Raw genomic sequence first — 16,323 nt, 5'->3', positions numbered from 1 at the left:
GTCGGGGCGGCTTTCTTCACGTGGCGTGCGCAGTGGATTACGTGTGGGATGCGCAAGCCCTACTATTCTTTGGATCGCTCGACGGATGGCGGCCTGGAGCACTTTTACTGCGAGCGACGGACGCTGGCTGACTTTCGGCGTGGCGCGCTGGGCGATTACTTCGACGGTTTGGCTCTGACGCTGAAGAAGAACGGGTATTCGATCCACCACGGCTGCGGCATTCTCGGCACTTGCTGCATGTTCAACGTCTACGTGACGGAGCGTGGCATCACCAAGGCCTCGGCTATTTCCGCCGAGTTGGTCGAGCCTTTCTTGGACGACTATCTCCGCGGGGTCCGCACCACCAGCGCCCGCTATTCGCCGCGCGACAACGCGCGAGCGCACTTGCGCCATCTGTTTTTCTATCTGGAGGCGCTCAAGGTTATCACTCCGCCCAAGCCGGTGCAGGTCGTGACGCCCTACAGTTGGATCCTCGATCCTTATATCGTCCATCTACGCGACGAGCGCGCCGTGGCGCCAGTGACGGTGAAGCGCCACCTCGCGCACACCACCGCGTTCCTCGAGTTCCTGAAGCACGACGTGCAACGGCCGCGCCTCAAGACCATCAGCGCCGAGCAGGTGGAGGCGCAGCTCAAGCGGCACATGAAGGACAGCAAAGACAACGTGCGCTCGTTGTCATCGAGCCTTCGCTCTTTCCTCCGCTACTGCGCGGATCACGGCCACACTCAGGCGGACTTCTCCGAGTTGGTCCCGCGACAGCGGCACTATCGGCACGCTTCGCTCCCCAGGGGCATCGAGGATTCGGCGCTCGAACGCGTGCTGGCTGCGATCGACAAGACGAAGCCTAATGGCGCACGCGACTACGCGATCATTCTGTTGCTGATGGCGTATGGCATCCGTGCGATCTCCGCTGCAAAACTCGTGATGGAGGATCTCGACTGGCGGCAGGCCAAGATCCGCTTTCGCGCGCAAAAAGGCGGCAAGGAAGTGATCGTTCCGCTCCTCGATGCGGTCGGGGACGCGATCATCGAGTGGCTCCGTCACCGCGACCCGCGCACGCCTCATCGCGAGGTGTTCCTCAGCACCAAGGCGCCGCACGGATCGCTGAGCAGCATGGCGATCTCCACCGTGGTGAAGCACTACCTGCACAAGGCCGGCGTTCATCAGCCCGGACGCGGCGCGCACTCGTTACGGCATTCGTGGGCGATCCGCGCGTTGGAGCACGATCAACCGATCAAGGCCATCGCCGATGCCCTGGGGCATCGTTACATCGACACCACCTACATCTACGCCAAGGCTGACTTGAAGACACTGCGGCAGGTGGCGATGCCGTGGCCGGCGAGGTGAACCATGGCCACGTGTTGTTTTCGCAGCGCGCTCGCGTTCCGGCTTCAGTCCTTCTGGGAGACGCGGGCCGCATCGGGCCGCGGTCCTGTTCTCCTCAAGGTGCTGCGTTACCTCGACCGGTTTCTTATCGGTGAGCTGCAGCCCGGCGATACAATCACGCGTGAGGTCACCGAGCGTTATTTCAAGAGCACCGAGCACTTGGCTCCGGGAACCCGGATCAACCGGATGTCGATCCTCCGTCAGTTCTGCCTCTATCAAAGCCATTTCGATCCTCGCACGTGCATCGTGCACCGGATGTTTTTGCCGCGGCGCAATCGGCCGATGCCGCACATCTACACGGTGGCCGAGGTCCGCCGGATCATGGCGGCGGCACCGCCGGCCGAACGTTCTCCGGACCCGCTGCGTCCCGTGGTGTTCGCAACCCTCGTCGGGTTCCTCTACGCCACCGGCCTGCGCGTTGGCGAGGCGGTGAAGCTCAATCTCGCTGACGTCGATCTGTCACGCCGTCTTCTGCTCATTCGCCAAACCAAGTTCGGCAAGACTCGCTACGTGCCGCTGGCACCGTGCACCACCAAGCAGCTCGCGGCCTACGTGGCCCAGCGCCGCGCGGCCAGATTCTCGCAGGAGCCGACCGCGCCATTTTTCCCGTCATCCCTCGGTGGACGCTATCACGTGCCGAGCTTCACGACGGTGTTTCTTCAAGTGTTGCGTCGGTTGGGGCTGCGCGGCCCGCCCGGCCAGCGCGGGCCGCGCATCCACGACTTGCGGCATTCCTTTGCGGTGTCGCGGCTGATGGCGTGGCACAAGAGCGGCGATAATCTCTTCGCGAAGCTGCCCCTCCTGTCCACTTACCTCGGGCACAGCACGGTGACCGGGACCGAGATCTATCTGCACGCCACCGCCGAGCTGATGGAGTCGGTGGGCCAGCGTTTTCATGAGCACTTCGCGGTGCCATCGGCCCGTCTCTTATGTCAGCCCCCGACCTTCCATCTCTGATCCGCGGGTTTTTCGATCAGCATCTCGTGTCCCAGCGCGGACTGAGTGGCCACACGGTTCTGTCGTATCGCGACACCTTCAAGCTCCTCCTCAAGTTCGCTTCCGACGACTCGGGCAAGCGCGTGACCGAGCTCACCCTGGCCGATCTCACCGCGGAGTTGGTGCACGGCTTTCTTCGCCATCTCGAAGCGGACCGGCGCAACGGGATCGTCACCCGCAATCTTCGGCTGGCCGCGATCCATTCTTTCTTCCGCTACCTCGCGATCGTTGATCCCCGGCACCTGACCCACGCCCACACGATCATCGCGGTGCCGTTCAAACGGCGACCGCATCGCGTCGCGCAGTTTCTGGAGAAGGATGAGGTGCAGGAGATATTTCGTCAGATCGATTCCCGGACGCTGTTCGGTCAGCGCGACGACGCACTCTTACGGATGCTCTACAACACCGGCATGCGCGCGCAGGAGTTGGTTGACCTCGACGTGCGGCACGTGCGTTTCACTCGACCGTCGAACGTGCTCATCTTCGGCAAGGGCCGCAAGGAGCGCACCTGCCCGTTGTGGCCCGAGACGGTCGCCGCGCTGAAGAGTTATCTCCAGCCTCGTTCGATCAAGTTCACCGACGCCGTGCCGCTGTTTCTCAACATCGACGGCAACCGGCTGACGCGCTTCGGCGTTCGCTACATTGTCAGTCACCGCATCAGTGAGGCGGCCCAGCGCTGCCCGACCTTGCTCGCGCGGCGGATCACTCCGCACACGTGGCGCCACACGACGGCGATGCATTTGCTGCAATCGAACGTCGACCTCGCGATGATCCGTTCCTGGCTCGGGCATGCATCGATCGAGACCACCAACACCTACGTCGAGATCGATCTTGAGATGAAGCGCAAGGCTCTCGCCTCCGCCGAGAAGATTCTCCCGAAGCCGAAGCACCCGTCGTCATGGCGCGCCAACACCGACGTGCTCGCCTGGCTGTCCAGCCTCTAACCGCGCGCCTTGAACGCGATGGCCCAGAGGGCCGGACACGTCGTTTTCGTGGATCGCCGCCGGCACGCCGTGATGAGTTTTCCCAAGGCGCGGTGCAACCGGCGCATCTCCAGCATGCGCCGATCAAGCTCTTGCTGCTTATCCTCCAAGAGACGCTTCACTTCGGCACACGACTCACCCGGCGAAAACTGCATTTCCATGAGCTCCTTGATCTCGCGCAGGGTGAACCCGAGGTCTTTTGCCGAACGGATAAACCGCAACCGGCTCAGGGCGTCATCGTCAAAGTCCCGGTAGCCCGATCCCGGCCAGCGATGGGTCGCCGGCAGCAGTTCCATTCGCTCGTAGTAGCGGACGGTCTGGACATTTACCCCGGCGGCCTTGGCGAGTTCTCCGATCGTCATGACATGGCGGTTGACCTTATACCATACTACAGGGTGTAAGCTGGGCCGATGCAGCCGGTGAAGCAATCGTGGATTCTGACAGGCGGATTTTTGTCCGCCGTGGCGGCCTCGCTTTGCTGCATCGGACCGCTGGTGGCGGCCGTCGCGGGCGCGGGTAGTTTTGTCGCCGCAGGCTGGTTTGAGCGTTGGCGGCCGGCTTTTCTCGGCGTCACCGCTGCGCTCCTCGCTCTCGCGTGGGTGTTGACCTTGCGTGCCCGACGTATCGCCTGCGCGGACGGCACCTGCGCAACGCCGCGAGCAAGTCGTTGGACCCTGGGCGTTCTGATCTTCAGCACAGTAATCGTCGGCGCGGTCGCGATGTTTCCGCAGCTTGCGCAAACCACCTTCGGCCGCTCTTCGGTCGCAACCTCCGCACCGGCGGATGGCCGCGTGCTGCGCGTGCGTATCCCCTCCATGGACTGCGCTGCGTGCGCGGTCGGCATTGCCGGCACCCTGCAGCGGGTTCCCGGTATCCGCACGGCGGTCGTCCGCTATGCAACGAAAGAGGCCGAGGTCGTTTACGATCCCGCCGTGATTTCTGCGACGACGGTGATCGCCAAGATCGACGCCACGGGCTTCAAGGCCGAGCCGGCCAACTGATCACCGTGTCCGATTGTTGCTTAACGAAAGGTGACGAGTGCTCGTCCGAGAAGGAGTCGGCTGCCAAGCCGTCCTGCCCGCGCTGCGGGCACGCCGGTCGCCCGGTCTCGACGCTCACGCTCAAGCACCAAGTTAAGTCCCAGTTTTTGCCGGCCGTAAATGCCGGGGGATTTCACTTCTGCCCCACACCCGACTGCCCGGTCGTCTATTTCAGCGCCGGTGGTTCAGTTCTCACAACGGGCGACGTTCGCCGTCCGGTCACTCAAAAAGATCCCGCGCAGGCACCGGTGTGTTATTGCTTCGGCTTCACGCCCGCGATGATCCGTGACGAACTTGCCGCCACAGGAAAATCCACCGTGATCGAACGCATCGCGGCGGAGATGAAGGCTGATTTTTGCGCTTGTGAGATTCGCAATCCCCAAGGCTCCTGCTGCCTCGGCAACGTGAAAGCTGCCGTCAAGGCCGCCACCGCAGAGCGCGCCGGTCTTGCCTGATCGCCGGCCGAGTTATGTGCAGCGATTGTGCTGTCGCGCAGAGTAAAGTGCCTCAGAAAAACGGTAGCGCACTCCACATAGCTCGGCTCGTCACATAACACAACCACCCCAGCGGTGATCCTTCCCCGAGTGGGGCCGACGTGAACGTCACGCGGAAGCTGCGCGAAGCCGCGAAGATCCTCGAAATCGAGTTGCTCGACCACGTAGTAGTCGGCGATGCGAAAGGCGACCCGCAAGGCCGCGGGGTGTATTCGTTTCGCGAAGCGGGGCTTCTCTAGGAGGAGCGTCCGTAGCTGCCTCGTAAGGGGCGGCGTCATCTCCGGGCCTACTGCGTTTTAAGTGGGACCGCGGTGATGAAGTAGGGAAGCGTCCGCCTAGGCTGACGCGATAGAATCACGCCGATTATGAGCACTCACCGATGGTCAACGTTTCCGGCAAATTTTTCCCCCAATCCATTTCGGGATTCCATCCGGCCAACCGTAAATGTGGCCGGGATCAAGCCGGAGAGATTGGATCCAACGCATAAACGGTTCAACGAACCGGTCGTTCGCGTTCACCTTGTGACTTTGGGTCTGGTGAACGATGGGGCTCAAGCTCTCAGGTAACGCCAACGCGTTTGATCCGAGACAAAAGTAGTGCCGGGACACCAGCACATTCTGGCCACTCAAGTCGGTCGCCATGTGCTCAGGACCATGCACGCTTGGTCGCTGCACCGGCGCACCCTGGGAAAAATCGTAGACGCAATCGCCGAGCCGGTCGGCAATCACCGGACTCGCAAGATCAGGTATGCGGCTCGGCCAATACACCGGCGCTAAACGGTCGTAGTCACGCATCGATAAGAGTTGATCGACCCTCATTGCATACACCATCCGCTGGCTGAGATCCCCACTGGGCGCATTAACGGAGCCAAGCCCGACTACCCAGTCTCCGATGACCGCCTTCTGACGAATCTTCGGCTTACAGATGGCAAGCGTGCAGATACCGCGAAACGGATTTGGGCCGGCGCCGTCATCGTGCGCCATCGTGTAAGAGAATAGGCGCGGCATCCGCTAGCCTAGTTCGAGGCTCTAGGGCCGGCAAATCAGTCAGACGCCTTGGCCGACGCCGCAGGTTCAGCTTTCGTCGCGCGAACTTCGACGGCGCCTTCCTCTTCTTTGGGTAAACGCGCGATGAGTTCGTCGCGAATCTTTCGCCAGGTTCCCGGCTTCATGGCATTCAGTTGTGTGCGGAGTTCGGACGGGTCTAGCGGCTTCGGCTCGGGCGTTCCGCCGATCAGAGCCGGAAGCTTGCCGGAAAGCGTTCGGCGAAAGTCTTCTCGGCCCGGCTGGAAGTAGTGTTTCATCACGATGCCGGCTGTCCGGTGACCGGTGACCTTTTGAACGATTTCCAGTGGGACGCCGGCATTGAGCGCGAGGGTGACCCAGGTAACGCGGAAGGAATGAAAATCCCGCACGGAGGCTTTGCGCAGACCGTTTTCTCGTTCCTGGTGGATCTCGCCGCGAGAGACTGCTTGCTCCTCTGCGGAGTCCGCCTCTCCGGGATCAAAAAAGCCTGCCACGCGCATCACCTTCCGGACACGCAGCGTGATGTTGTCCGGATTGAGCTCATAGATGGCCGCTTGTTGGGGAAAAGCATACGGACTGTCGCTCTTCTCGATCTTCTCGAGCACTTCCTGCAGGAGTGGAAAGATCGGAATCTGCACCAACTCGCCCGTCTTCGAAGTTTTGACCTTAATGAATCGATTTGGCAGGTCGATTGCCGACCGCTGAAGCAGACAGCAATCACCTCGACGCATTGCCGTGCAGATCGCCGTCACCACGACGGGATAGATGAAAGGATCGCTCTTGGCTGCCGTCACAATCGCAGCGAGTTCCTCGGTGCTGAACGGCTTGCGGAAGACAGTGTCCTCCTCGCGTGTCGGAATGCCGGCGAAGGGGTTTTTGGCGATGCCGGCTTCATCTTTGAGTGATTCGAAACAGGACCGCAGGAAAATAAGGATATTGTTGTAGGTCTTCGCGGACACCCCGCGCTCGTGCTCAGATTTTAGGAACGCACGTGCGATTGGAGACTGAACCTGATCCATGTCCCGAATCGCTGCGTTACTTAACCCGACGAACTCCACGAATCGCTTCATCCAAGCCTCGGCTTGATCCACGTAGCGCTCGCTGAGCGGACGCCTTCGTGGAAGCGCCTTCCAGCGGGCACTGGCATCTGAGAGCGGAATGGATGCAACGCGTGCTCCCGTGCGAATCTCGTGGATTGTCTGAACGAGTTCTTCGGCGGAGGTGCGTTTTCTCAGTTCCAGTTGCAGACGCTCAAGCGCGGCTTGGGCCTTTGCCCGTGAACGTTCGAAGGCATCGTCGCCCCTCTGGGAGAGTGTCGGCGGGGGAACGCCGCGCACCTCGATCCCGAGGTTTTTTTTAATCTTTCGGCCGTTAACGATGATCCTGCCATACCACCACTTCGTTTTGCCAGGGTGTATCTGAAGCGCCATGACGCGTGTTCTCCTGTTGTTGACTGCAACCGGTCGAAACGTGGAGCGACGCCGTGAACGCAATTTTTCGGAGCGGCCCCAATTCGGGACCCACTGACCACGATTTCTCGTGGTAGTTCGTTCTCCAATAACGTGTTCACGGCGTGGCTCATAACCTGAAGGTCGTTGGTTCAAATCCAACCCCTGCACCCAATTTGAAACCCCCGGAAACTGCTCCCGGGGGTTTCTGCTTAATGACTTGCGCGATTTTCGAAAGAGCGACTGCCCGCGTGCAACCTCAGTCAACACGAGGCAACTTTGGGACACCGAAACCAAACAATGCGCCAAACATTTTTCGAGCGGAAAAACGGCCTTTCCCCTCTGGCCTTCAGGCCCCGCGCCTGAATTTCCTCCTCTGAAGATCAACAAGAAGGCCACCCTTTTGAGGGTGGCCGGTTGCCACAGGAGGGATGCTTTTAGGCGGCCGACGCGATCTTGGCGCCGGGGCATTCCCGAGGAGGGCTCGCGGCGGCAGCCGCTCCCCGTTGCGTAAGTCGCACAATCTCGTTGAACGGATAGCGCCACATGCCCGGCAGGATTTCGACCGGGTGTAGAACGCAGTCCCTCGTCATCCGCCAGATTGTGACCCGGTTGACGCTGAGTAGCTCGGCAGCCCGTTTCTGGGTCACGAGCAGCCGTTCGTCAGTGGCCGAGGGTGCTGATGCGGGGGCCAGTGTCTCTCCCGCGATCAATCGCTGGACAAAGTCACGCTCCCCAAGCGTCAGCGAGGTGTCCGTGGTCACCACGGTTTGCAGGATGGCACGGCTCGTTGGATTCATGGGTTCAGGCGCTCAGGCGGAGGCTGTGATGGATTTCCTGGCGCATCGTCTCGCGTTCGGCGATGTGGCGGGCCAGCACGCCCAGCAGGCGGTCGTGGTACAGGTTTGTGCGATGGTACACCACGAAGCCGAAGGCGGTCTGCTCCGGCCGCCATTCGACGGAGGCGCTCAGATGATGCGCGGCGTTATCCCAAAGCCGAATGGCGCCGCCTTCGAAGGCCGGCGCCATCAGGGCGAACATCTCGACCGCCTCGGCGGGAGAATCGGTCTTGAATTCCGGCATGAAGTTGCCGGCCCGCGACTGGCGGAAAATTTGATAGCGTGGTTCATGGTTGGGTTGGGTTTCGGGCCGGGAGGCATCGGACCGCGGTGCGAGAATATTGGTTTTCATGCGACTCCTTTGGTGAATGCCCGGAGCGGAATTGCTTCGTGACGTCCTTACTTTTTTTCGCTGCGCCAAAACCTCAACGGACTGTCCCTGCCGAGTTCGCGGGAGTCATTCTACACCGAATCCGGTAGGTCCTTCCTCTGTCGTTCCGCGCACCGGCGATGCATTGCAGGAGCGTGAATCCTCACGCTCAACAGGTGACGCCGCCCAAGCGGCGGCCGGCGCCCGCCACCCGAGGCGAGCGCACTTGCCCGCGCGTCACTTTGATTCCGATCACCGCGATGAACGTGCACGTCGGTCCGCGCGCGAGCGATCGTCTTGGCGAAGCGCATCGTGAAGACAGACGTCGTCCAGCCGGGCTCGGAACCGAATGTCAGTCGGCTTCGTTCTCCCAAATGAACGCACGACACGGCGTCCAATCCGTCTTCTCCATTTGCCGGTCAGGCGTCGCTTCCTTGCGGGCGATTCGCGTTCTTCCGGGCAATTCCGCTTGGGCGGAACGTTCTTTTTTCCCGGAGCGTGCTTCCTTCCTCTGGCGGTCCCTCCATCCGGGTCGCCGCTGCGCGGACAGGGAGCGTTCGGGTCCTCCTTGAAAGGAATCCCCCCAACCGTCCCCTCGTCCCGGACGGCACCTCCGCCTCGGCGCGAGGAAGCAATCCCGCTCCTCAAATCAAAAAAGGAACTATATGCCCTCCAAGACCGCTCAATCCGCTCCGCAATCCAAGCCCGCCACGACCGCCAAGCTGCCAGTCAAGACGCTCCGCCTGGGCCGCATCAAGGCCGCCGTTTGGGAGAACGAAGCCGACCAGAAGAAATTCTTCAACGTCACCTTCTCCCGGACCTACATGGACGACACCCGGAATTTTCACGACACCGACAGCTTCGGCCGTGATGACCTCCCGCTCGTCGCCAAACTCGCCGATCAGGCGCACACGTTCATCTTCGAACGCCTCGCGGAATCGAAAAGCGATCACAGTGAATGACGCGCGCTCGCACCCGGCGGCCGGTTTCCACCGGCCGCTGTTTGCTCAAGCGCTGTGTGGGTTGGGGGCCATCGCTCCAAACAATACGAAACGGCGCGATACGGAAATTTGAAGTATCGCAGGGTGTCCGACAGATGGAAGGATGGCTCGCTGCGCTCGTTTTGTTCTTGCCTACTGCCAGAGGTGGGCGTGCTTGCGCAGACGTTCAACAGCATCTGCTACGCGCGACAGCAGAACTCGGCGGAGTTACCGCGTAACTTATATATTGTTAGGTAACTTACCCCAAGCATCAGCGGGAACGGGTCTGATTTTTTTCAAACTACGAATCAAGAAGTTGCGAGATTCAGAAGGCGCGTGGCAAAGCTCAAGCAATAGAGGGGGAGTTCTGATCCCCATGAAAAAAAAGCCCCGCAAGAACAAATCCAAGTCCACGAGCCGTCGCCCGACAAACAAGTGGCGTGCCGCCGCCATCGTGTTCCTCATTATCCTCATCGTGCTGGTACTCGTCGACCACTGGGAACCGCTGACAGTGTTCGCCGAGCGCTTGATCGAGTTCATCTGGGACACCAAGAAAGAGATGGTGGAGATTCTGGTCTGCCTTTTCGAACTGAAAAAAAAGTAGTAGAGCCAGCGCTGAAAAAAGCCAGAGCCGGCCCGAGGGCCGGTTTTTTTTGGCCAAAAGAGGCTAATCGAAACGGTCGGCGACCGGGCTCGCATTACTACGCAGATTCACCCAAAGTGCTCGATCGTTTTGGGCAAGGTATTTGATAATCTCAATCCGTTGCTCGCCCCGCATCAGGTAGAATCGCTTAGGATTGAAAAAATAGGATATTGCGGCTCGCGATTTGCCGAATGGTTTGGCCAGATCCTCCAAACGCACCTCTGCATCGCCGCGCGCTGCTGCCGCTATTGGGAACGCCGCATCGAGCGGATCCAGAAATTCTCTTACTTCTTTGACCAGCGCGGCCGGAGGAGCGGCGATCCCCGCCGTGACGGGGCCACCTGCGTGCGACGATACTTTTCCCGTAGCGGGGGGAAACTGGAGGTCGGACTCAATGATGAACGTTCTATCACGTGACCGACTGACCGCTTCGCCAATCACAGACTGCAAAACTCGGACGTTACCGAGCCACAAATTCGCTTTGAGTCTCTTCCGGACTTCCGGTGAGAATTGCTTCCGGAGCAAACCGGGTTTGCGCATCCGCAGCTTCTTTAATTCCAGAGCGAGTTGGTGTTCAGCCAGAGGCAAGATGTCTTCCGGTCGGTCGCGCAAAGGCGTTAGGAAGATGTGAGCCTCGGCCAAACGGTTGTATAGGTCCTCACGGAAGGCCCCGTTACTGACCATTTCGGGTAGATTGCGGTTCGTCGCAGTAATAACGCGAACGTCAACCTTCTCCTCGTCGTGCCGTCCGACGGTCTTCACTACCTTGTTAGCCAGCGCGCGCAACAGTTTGGCCTGCACGGGTAGACTCAGCTCGCCAACCTCGTCAAGAAACAGGGTGCCGCCGTCCGCTGCACGGAATGCACCTTCGCTTTCGGCGACACCGGTCGCCACACGCGCGCCGATACCAAAAAACTCACTGTCGGCGAGCGCTTCGTTGTTAACCGATGCCGCATTCAGGATGATCAGCGACCTGTCGCCGCGTGGGCTGAGTTCACAAAGTTTCCTGGCGACGAGATCCTTCCCGGTGCCGGTTTCGCCGAGGAGCAGGACGTTACGATCCTCAGCGGCAATGCGAACGATTTCTTGTCGCAAGGTAGCTAACGCGTCTGAAGGGCCTACGATCCCCGTGCCGGGATCTTGTAGTTTCCGTAAGGCGATCCGTTGTGCCGACCATTTAGGCTGCTGTTCTCGTAGATACTTTTTTAGATTTTCGGTTCCTGGCTTCTTGATATAATGCAAGAAACCCTCGGCCAGCGCGGCGTTTCGGCTGATCTTGCTCGTGTGAGCAGTCAGCATCACCAGGTCGAGCAACTCGTTCCGCTGGTGGAGCTGTCTTGCTAGGGCGGTGCCATTTATGCCCGGCAGATCCCAGTCGATGATGCCAGCGTCGAACTCCGCGAGCCTCGCGATTCGAAGTTCTGCGACGTCTTCGGCGTTGGAGAATTCCTCGCATTCATACCCAATCTGACGGGCAAGCTCGCCAAGCGCAGCGCGCTGGCTGGCATCGTCCTCAACCACCAGCAGTTTTGCGCTCATGGGGTGAGATACTAGGATTGTTCACAACCAAAGTAACGGAAGTAGACTTGCTTGTGACGTTAATCGTCGGCAATGGCCAGCCGAGTTTTGCCACCTTGGCCTTCACAATCCGCAGGCCACGCTTCTTGCTGACAGGAGGATTACCGTCGGCGTTTGTCAGATAGCGAACGTAGTCCATTGGCATCACGCCCTCATTCCTGAAGGTAATAGACAAGCCACCATCCGCTGGCGCCGTAGTTACCGAGTATTCATTGGTAGTAGAGCGAGCATAAATCTTTGCGGCGTTATGCCACAGGTTCCAAAGGACGGTGAAAACATCAGCGCGTTGTCTGGACGTAGCGAGGGTGATGTCAGCACCGGCGATGGTAAGTTTACAGGTTTTGCCGCCCATCGCGGCAAAGATGGTCTCGAACCAGCGAAGCAATACGATGACCGAGGTGAAATCCGCTAGACGGTCCTCTTCCTCTTCCTCGGCAAAGGGTATGGAGAGGCTGACCTCGAGGATGGAGAGTTTAGCACGGGCAGCCGTGACGAAATCGCGAGCCTTGCCGGCGAGATTTTCGCGGCGACTATTGAGAGCAGCTTCCAACTGAATGCTCGGAATCTCGTTGAAAAGCGTGTGTGCCTGATAGTCCATTTCTTGATGGAATGACACGTCGCGATCCAAGGCCTGAACCACTGTCCGGTTCAACGCATCGCTGATACTAGTCGTATCCAATAAATCATACGCGAGAGCCGTAGCCCTTTGGAAATGGCGATTGGATCGGAACTCAATAGAGACTGGGTCTTGCCGGGGCAGCGTGAGCTTGATTCCATGCGGGGAGAATTTCGTGAGTTCGACTTGGGGAAACGGAAAGTACTGGGTAAGCACCCGACTTTGCCGATTGAACCGCTCGTCGAGAGCTTCCTGCTCCCGGTCATCGATCTCTACGGCGAGTAGCCGAGTAAGCACGTGGAGATAGGTGGATTTCGTCACGGTGCGCAACGCGGCACCGATCCGCGGCACCACGTCCCGGTAGTAATGGAACGTATGATACCACCGCTGGTGCTCTGGGCCGCTGAGAAAAAGAATCAGGACCAGCCATGGAACGCCCTCGATATGGATCGGGATGAAGACCCGATGGTGATTGGCAAGGAGCCGAACGCTATCGTTCAATCCCTCTGTCCGTTGACGTGGGAGCGGGCCAAAGAGCCCGATCGTTTCCTCCTTGGCAGCCTGCGCGGCTTCGAGCGCAAAGGCGGTCGCAAATTGCGCTTCGGGCGCCGGGTTACTCGCAAGCGGCTGATCGCCCGCCAGGAATTTGCTTTGCTCCGTGCTAAAGATTGGGACTGGTCGCAATAATGAGCGCTTCCCGTCAAGCCCGGCAACAAAGGCGAAGGCAAATGTGCTGGAAAGCGAGGCCCTGGTGGACGACTCGAAGGAGCCGTGTTGTGAGCTAGCAAGCACGCCATCGAGGCCAGCGAGGACGGCGGTGCATATCGCGTCCCAAGCGAAGTCTGAGACTCCCGTCGGTTCCGGCGGTCGGAGATCGACGCTGGCTTGAACGTTCGGCTTCGATCGCATCAGCCCGAGACGTAATCGAGCTCCAAACGTGGCTCCTCTTACTGCCTCGGCAAAATCTGGGTGACCGAAGAGCCGGACGAGCAACTCGCGTACCCCGTGGTCCTCTCGGGTGGCATCGCCGTAAACACGATGACAACACACCCAGCACTCGTCGTGACCAATTTGAACGGCATAAGTCGGCGGAAAATCGGGCGCTATTTCCGGCCGGGTGGAGAACTCGGGGCGGCCTTCCGGTCGGGCCCATAATGATATTGCCAGAGAGCCTGGGGGCAGCAGCAACTTAAGGTAATCGCAAAAGGGAAGAAGATACGCGTAACCGGATATCCAATACTCAACACCAAGCAGGCCACGTCGGACAAGCGTTAGCCGTTCGGCGAAGTCGTCGGCAAACGGCGACTGTTCTGTTGGGGCAGGCATTGGAGGGACGGAGCCGCTAGAGTATCGCTGATTATCCGCCCGGCGTTCAAGGTCAGAACTCGATCGGCGATCGATTGAATCTGTGGAAGATCATGAGTTACGATAAGTAAGGTCTTTCCCATTCGCTTCACGTCAGCGATCAACATTCGGCACAAATCGACGTTGGCGTCGTCGAGGGCGGCAAGCGGCTCGTCGAGGAGAACTACTTTGGCAGGGCGTAGGCCAGCGAACAGAATCGCCAACGCCTGCCGCTCCCCGGGAGAAAGCGTCGCGGCTTGCTGGTCGAGTCGTCCTTCGAGCCCCAAGGGCCGCAAGAGGTCCCGATACATTTCCTCCCGGTCAGGCCTCCGTCTAGGTTCGCTGCGAGCATCTGCCAACAGCAGATTCTCAAAAACCGTCATGGTGCCCACGGTGCCGGCAAGAGGGTCCTGCTGCACGAAGAATACCGCTTTGGCCAGTTCATCTGATGGCAGTCGTTCGACCGACACGCCACTGATGAATGCCGATCCACCCGTCGCCGCGATTCGGTTTGCGAGAACTCCAAGTAGCGTGGATTTGCCACTGCCGTTTCGGCCCACAATCACGACGGCCTGTCCCGCGGGGATCTGCATCGTGACTCCGTCGAGCGCGTGGATTGCGCGGCGGACTTGCAGGTAGGTGACGCGAAGGTCGTCGGTTGAAACGATATGTTGGGGCACGCTCATTCGATGCCTTCGAGAAAAGCAGGACCGCGGCGGGACGCCCGAGTGGCGATCACCAGCAGTACGAGGATCGCAGTGGCGAGTTTGAGGTCGACGGCGGAAATGCCCGTTTGGATCGCGAAACAGACGACAACCTGATAAATCAGTGTGCCAAGCAACGCAGCGCCGAGGACGAAACCGGAATAATTAAGACGAACCGGTAGCGTCCGTTCGCCGATAGCGAGAGCTGCCAACGCCATGATGAGAAGGCCTTGGCCCATTCCGGCATCCGCGAAACCTTGACTCATTGCGGACAGGATGCCCCCGGTCGCAGCGATGGCATTCGAAAGCGCGAGGCCACAGATAAGATTGGCCGGAACGTTCACGCCGAGCAGGCGTGCATAACCGGGGTTTGCACCGGCGGCGCGAAGCCTAAGGCCGACACGGCTCGCCAGCCCTTGACTGCATAACGTGACAATGACCGAAACGATTGCGACGAGGAGCAAGATCGATCCAAGATGGGTACCGTCCCGATCGAGGAACGCGACGAGCGTGAAAGCCGAAGGAGCCGAGATTAGGCCGATATTCGGTGCACCCATTGCCCGCAATGAAACGGTATAGCAGATCGCCACGACAATAATACCTGCGAGAAGCTTGTTGATCTTGAAACGCGCGTGAAGCAAAGCCGTGAGACCTCCCGCTGCCGCACCAGCGAGAATCCCGGCGGCCGCACCGACCGTCGGCGAACCGCCGCCTTTCACGATAATGCCAAACGTGGCGGCCGCCAAAGAGAACGATCCTTCGATCGTTAAATCAGGAAACGCTAGGACACGAAAGGCCAGCGCCAAGGCGACAACCGGAAGCGAGTAGATCAACCCCGTCAGAAGACCGACATCAAGAAAGGAAAGGGCGGCGCTCATCTGATTTCGTCGTATATCTTCGCGGCTCTGGCTTCGACATCCTTCGGAATCTCAGCGCCCATATCGGTCGCGGCGCGCCGGTTTAAGTATACGTCGCCGGCCTTGGGATTGACGACGGCCAGCCCGCTCTCCCCTTTGAGCATGCGCGCGGCGAGTTTACCGGTATCGATTCCGATTGCAAAATAGCCGGGGGAGATTGCCCCGATCGCTCCGTGTTCGACCGAACCGCTGTCGCACGCGAACACCGGCAACTTCCGTTCGATACCAACCTTAACCGCTCCCGCAATACCTGCAGCAACCGTGTTGTCTGTGGATATGAGCAATGCATCCACGCGCGAAGCCAATCCGAGTGCGACCGGATACACTTCTTGGGTTGAATTCACTGCCCCCTCGACAATCTCAAAGCCGAGCCCCGGCGCTGCAGCCTTGATCCGAGGTACTGCATACTGCGATGACGCTTCGCCTGGATTAAAGAGAATCCCCAGCCGTTTCGCCCGCGGGCTGATCTGCCGTATAAGCTGGAGTTGTGCGTCATATGGGACGGCGTCCGTGGTCCCCGTGACGTTTGGATTTCGGTTACGATCGCCGGAGATCACGCCGGCGCTGACTGGGTCGGTGAGCGCACCAAAGACGATTTTCCCACGATAATTCTTCACAACCGCTTGTGCGATCGGCGTGGAAATGGCGATAACCACGTCGGGATGCTGAGCATTGAGTTCCGCGGCAAGCGCTGGGATTTGTTGTTTGTCGCCAGCGGCAGTTCGAATTAGGTAGCGAATGCCCTCAGCATTCTCTGGATACCCTTCTCTTGCGAGCGCTTCTTTCGCACCGGCTTCTACTGCGTCGAGGATCGGATGTTTTTGAAGATTGAGGATGGCGATGGTGGCCTTGGGTGCTGACGAGGGCGGCGCATCTTGACGACGACAACCGACGAAGACCAAGCCGAGAGCGAGGAGCGCGGTGGAGGTTAGTGTGAGGATGTTTCTTTTCATGAGATGC

General features: G+C 59.6%; 17 protein-coding genes and 1 pseudogene. 8 read left to right on the top strand and 10 right to left on the bottom strand.

Features of this window, described 5'->3' with window-relative positions; all coding sequences use genetic code 11:
- The first annotated feature begins 48 nt into the window (after positions 1 to 48).
- From OTER_RS22155 to OTER_RS22145, 3 genes are read left to right on the top strand one after another with little or no spacing between them, the layout of a single operon-like run.
- Complete coding sequence (locus OTER_RS22155; RefSeq protein ID WP_012374039.1) at positions 49 to 1,347, top strand: site-specific integrase; 1,299 nt, start codon at positions 49 to 51, stop codon at positions 1,345 to 1,347.
- A gap of 3 nt (positions 1,348 to 1,350) precedes the next feature.
- Positions 1,351 to 2,343 (top strand): tyrosine-type recombinase/integrase, encoded by a 993-nt coding sequence (locus OTER_RS22150; RefSeq protein ID WP_012374040.1) that lies wholly within the window; start codon positions 1,351 to 1,353, stop codon positions 2,341 to 2,343.
- Positions 2,316 to 3,326: a site-specific integrase gene (locus OTER_RS22145; RefSeq protein WP_012374041.1), complete on the top strand. Its 1,011-nt coding sequence runs from the start codon at positions 2,316 to 2,318 to the stop codon at positions 3,324 to 3,326. Before OTER_RS22150 ends, OTER_RS22145 begins: the two co-directional genes overlap by 28 nt.
- Here the strand turns inward: OTER_RS22145 and OTER_RS22140 are convergent.
- Positions 3,323 to 3,727 carry a heavy metal-responsive transcriptional regulator gene (locus OTER_RS22140; RefSeq protein WP_012374042.1) on the bottom strand — a complete coding sequence of 135 codons (405 nt, stop codon included), beginning with the start codon at positions 3,725 to 3,727 and terminating at the stop codon, positions 3,323 to 3,325. The two genes, OTER_RS22145 and OTER_RS22140, sit on opposite strands and share 4 nt — an antisense overlap.
- 48 nt (positions 3,728 to 3,775) lie before the next feature.
- Here OTER_RS22140 and OTER_RS24670 point away from each other — a divergent pair, with 48 nt between their 5' ends.
- The 3 genes and pseudogenes from OTER_RS24670 to OTER_RS25465 all read left to right on the top strand — a co-directional run.
- The gene (locus OTER_RS24670) at positions 3,776 to 4,366 is read left to right on the top strand and encodes a heavy-metal-associated domain-containing protein (RefSeq protein ID WP_012374043.1); all 591 of its coding nucleotides are present in this window, start codon (positions 3,776 to 3,778) and stop codon (positions 4,364 to 4,366) included.
- Positions 4,367 to 4,371: 5 nt separating this feature from the next.
- Positions 4,372 to 4,860, top strand: coding sequence for a putative iron-sulfur cluster-binding metallochaperone (locus OTER_RS25470; protein ID WP_012374044.1), 489 nt, complete (start codon positions 4,372 to 4,374; stop codon positions 4,858 to 4,860).
- 110 nt (positions 4,861 to 4,970) lie between these two features.
- Positions 4,971 to 5,138, top strand: a pseudogene (locus OTER_RS25465) (JAB domain-containing protein); the annotation flags it as partial.
- 144 nt (positions 5,139 to 5,282) lie between these two features.
- Here the strand turns inward: OTER_RS25465 and OTER_RS24660 are convergent.
- The 4 genes from OTER_RS24660 to OTER_RS22110 form a co-directional block, all read right to left on the bottom strand.
- Positions 5,283 to 5,906 carry an Nmad2 family putative nucleotide modification protein gene (locus OTER_RS24660; RefSeq protein ID WP_052300463.1) on the bottom strand — a complete coding sequence of 208 codons (624 nt, stop codon included), beginning with the start codon at positions 5,904 to 5,906 and terminating at the stop codon, positions 5,283 to 5,285.
- Positions 5,907 to 5,941: 35 nt separating this feature from the next.
- Positions 5,942 to 7,354 (bottom strand): tyrosine-type recombinase/integrase, encoded by a 1,413-nt coding sequence (locus OTER_RS22120; protein WP_012377171.1) that lies wholly within the window; start codon positions 7,352 to 7,354, stop codon positions 5,942 to 5,944.
- Between the two features lie 455 nt (positions 7,355 to 7,809).
- Entirely contained in the window at positions 7,810 to 8,172 is a 363-nt protein-coding gene (locus OTER_RS22115) for a MerR family transcriptional regulator (RefSeq protein WP_012377170.1), read from the bottom strand.
- 4 nt (positions 8,173 to 8,176) lie between these two features.
- A complete protein-coding gene (locus tag OTER_RS22110) occupies positions 8,177 to 8,455 on the bottom strand; it encodes a hypothetical protein (protein WP_148218210.1) in 279 nt (92 codons plus the stop codon).
- Positions 8,456 to 9,246: 791 nt separating this feature from the next.
- On the opposite strand from OTER_RS22110, the gene OTER_RS22105 reads away from it, so the two are divergent.
- Complete coding sequence (locus OTER_RS22105) at positions 9,247 to 9,543, top strand: hypothetical protein (protein ID WP_012377168.1); 297 nt, start codon at positions 9,247 to 9,249, stop codon at positions 9,541 to 9,543.
- A 394-nt stretch (positions 9,544 to 9,937) separates the two neighbouring features.
- Positions 9,938 to 10,165: a hypothetical protein gene (locus OTER_RS22100; protein WP_012377167.1), complete on the top strand. Its 228-nt coding sequence runs from the start codon at positions 9,938 to 9,940 to the stop codon at positions 10,163 to 10,165.
- 63 nt (positions 10,166 to 10,228) lie between these two features.
- Here OTER_RS22100 and OTER_RS22095 read toward each other — a convergent pair whose 3' ends face one another.
- From OTER_RS22095 to OTER_RS22075, 5 genes are read right to left on the bottom strand one after another with little or no spacing between them, the layout of a single operon-like run.
- Positions 10,229 to 11,743 carry a sigma-54-dependent transcriptional regulator gene (locus OTER_RS22095; protein WP_012377166.1) on the bottom strand — a complete coding sequence of 505 codons (1,515 nt, stop codon included), beginning with the start codon at positions 11,741 to 11,743 and terminating at the stop codon, positions 10,229 to 10,231.
- Positions 11,718 to 13,724 carry a hypothetical protein gene (locus tag OTER_RS22090; RefSeq protein ID WP_148218209.1) on the bottom strand — a complete coding sequence of 669 codons (2,007 nt, stop codon included), beginning with the start codon at positions 13,722 to 13,724 and terminating at the stop codon, positions 11,718 to 11,720. The genes OTER_RS22095 and OTER_RS22090 overlap by 26 nt, the downstream gene beginning before the upstream one ends.
- Positions 13,670 to 14,428 (bottom strand): ATP-binding cassette domain-containing protein, encoded by a 759-nt coding sequence (locus OTER_RS22085; RefSeq protein ID WP_012377164.1) that lies wholly within the window; start codon positions 14,426 to 14,428, stop codon positions 13,670 to 13,672. Before OTER_RS22085 ends, OTER_RS22090 begins: the two co-directional genes overlap by 55 nt.
- Entirely contained in the window at positions 14,425 to 15,324 is a 900-nt protein-coding gene (locus tag OTER_RS22080) for an ABC transporter permease (protein ID WP_012377163.1), read from the bottom strand. Before OTER_RS22080 ends, OTER_RS22085 begins: the two co-directional genes overlap by 4 nt.
- On the bottom strand, positions 15,321 to 16,316 hold the full coding sequence (locus OTER_RS22075; RefSeq protein ID WP_012377162.1) for an ABC transporter substrate-binding protein: 996 nt from the start codon (positions 16,314 to 16,316) through the stop codon (positions 15,321 to 15,323). Before OTER_RS22075 ends, OTER_RS22080 begins: the two co-directional genes overlap by 4 nt.
- Between the last annotated feature and the right edge of the window lie 7 nt (positions 16,317 to 16,323).

The organism is Opitutus terrae PB90-1, from assembly GCF_000019965.1.
Lineage (GTDB): Bacteria > Verrucomicrobiota > Verrucomicrobiia > Opitutales > Opitutaceae > Opitutus > Opitutus terrae.
Note: the sequence above shows the minus strand (reverse complement) of the source record. Positions and strands in the feature narration are given on the sequence as shown.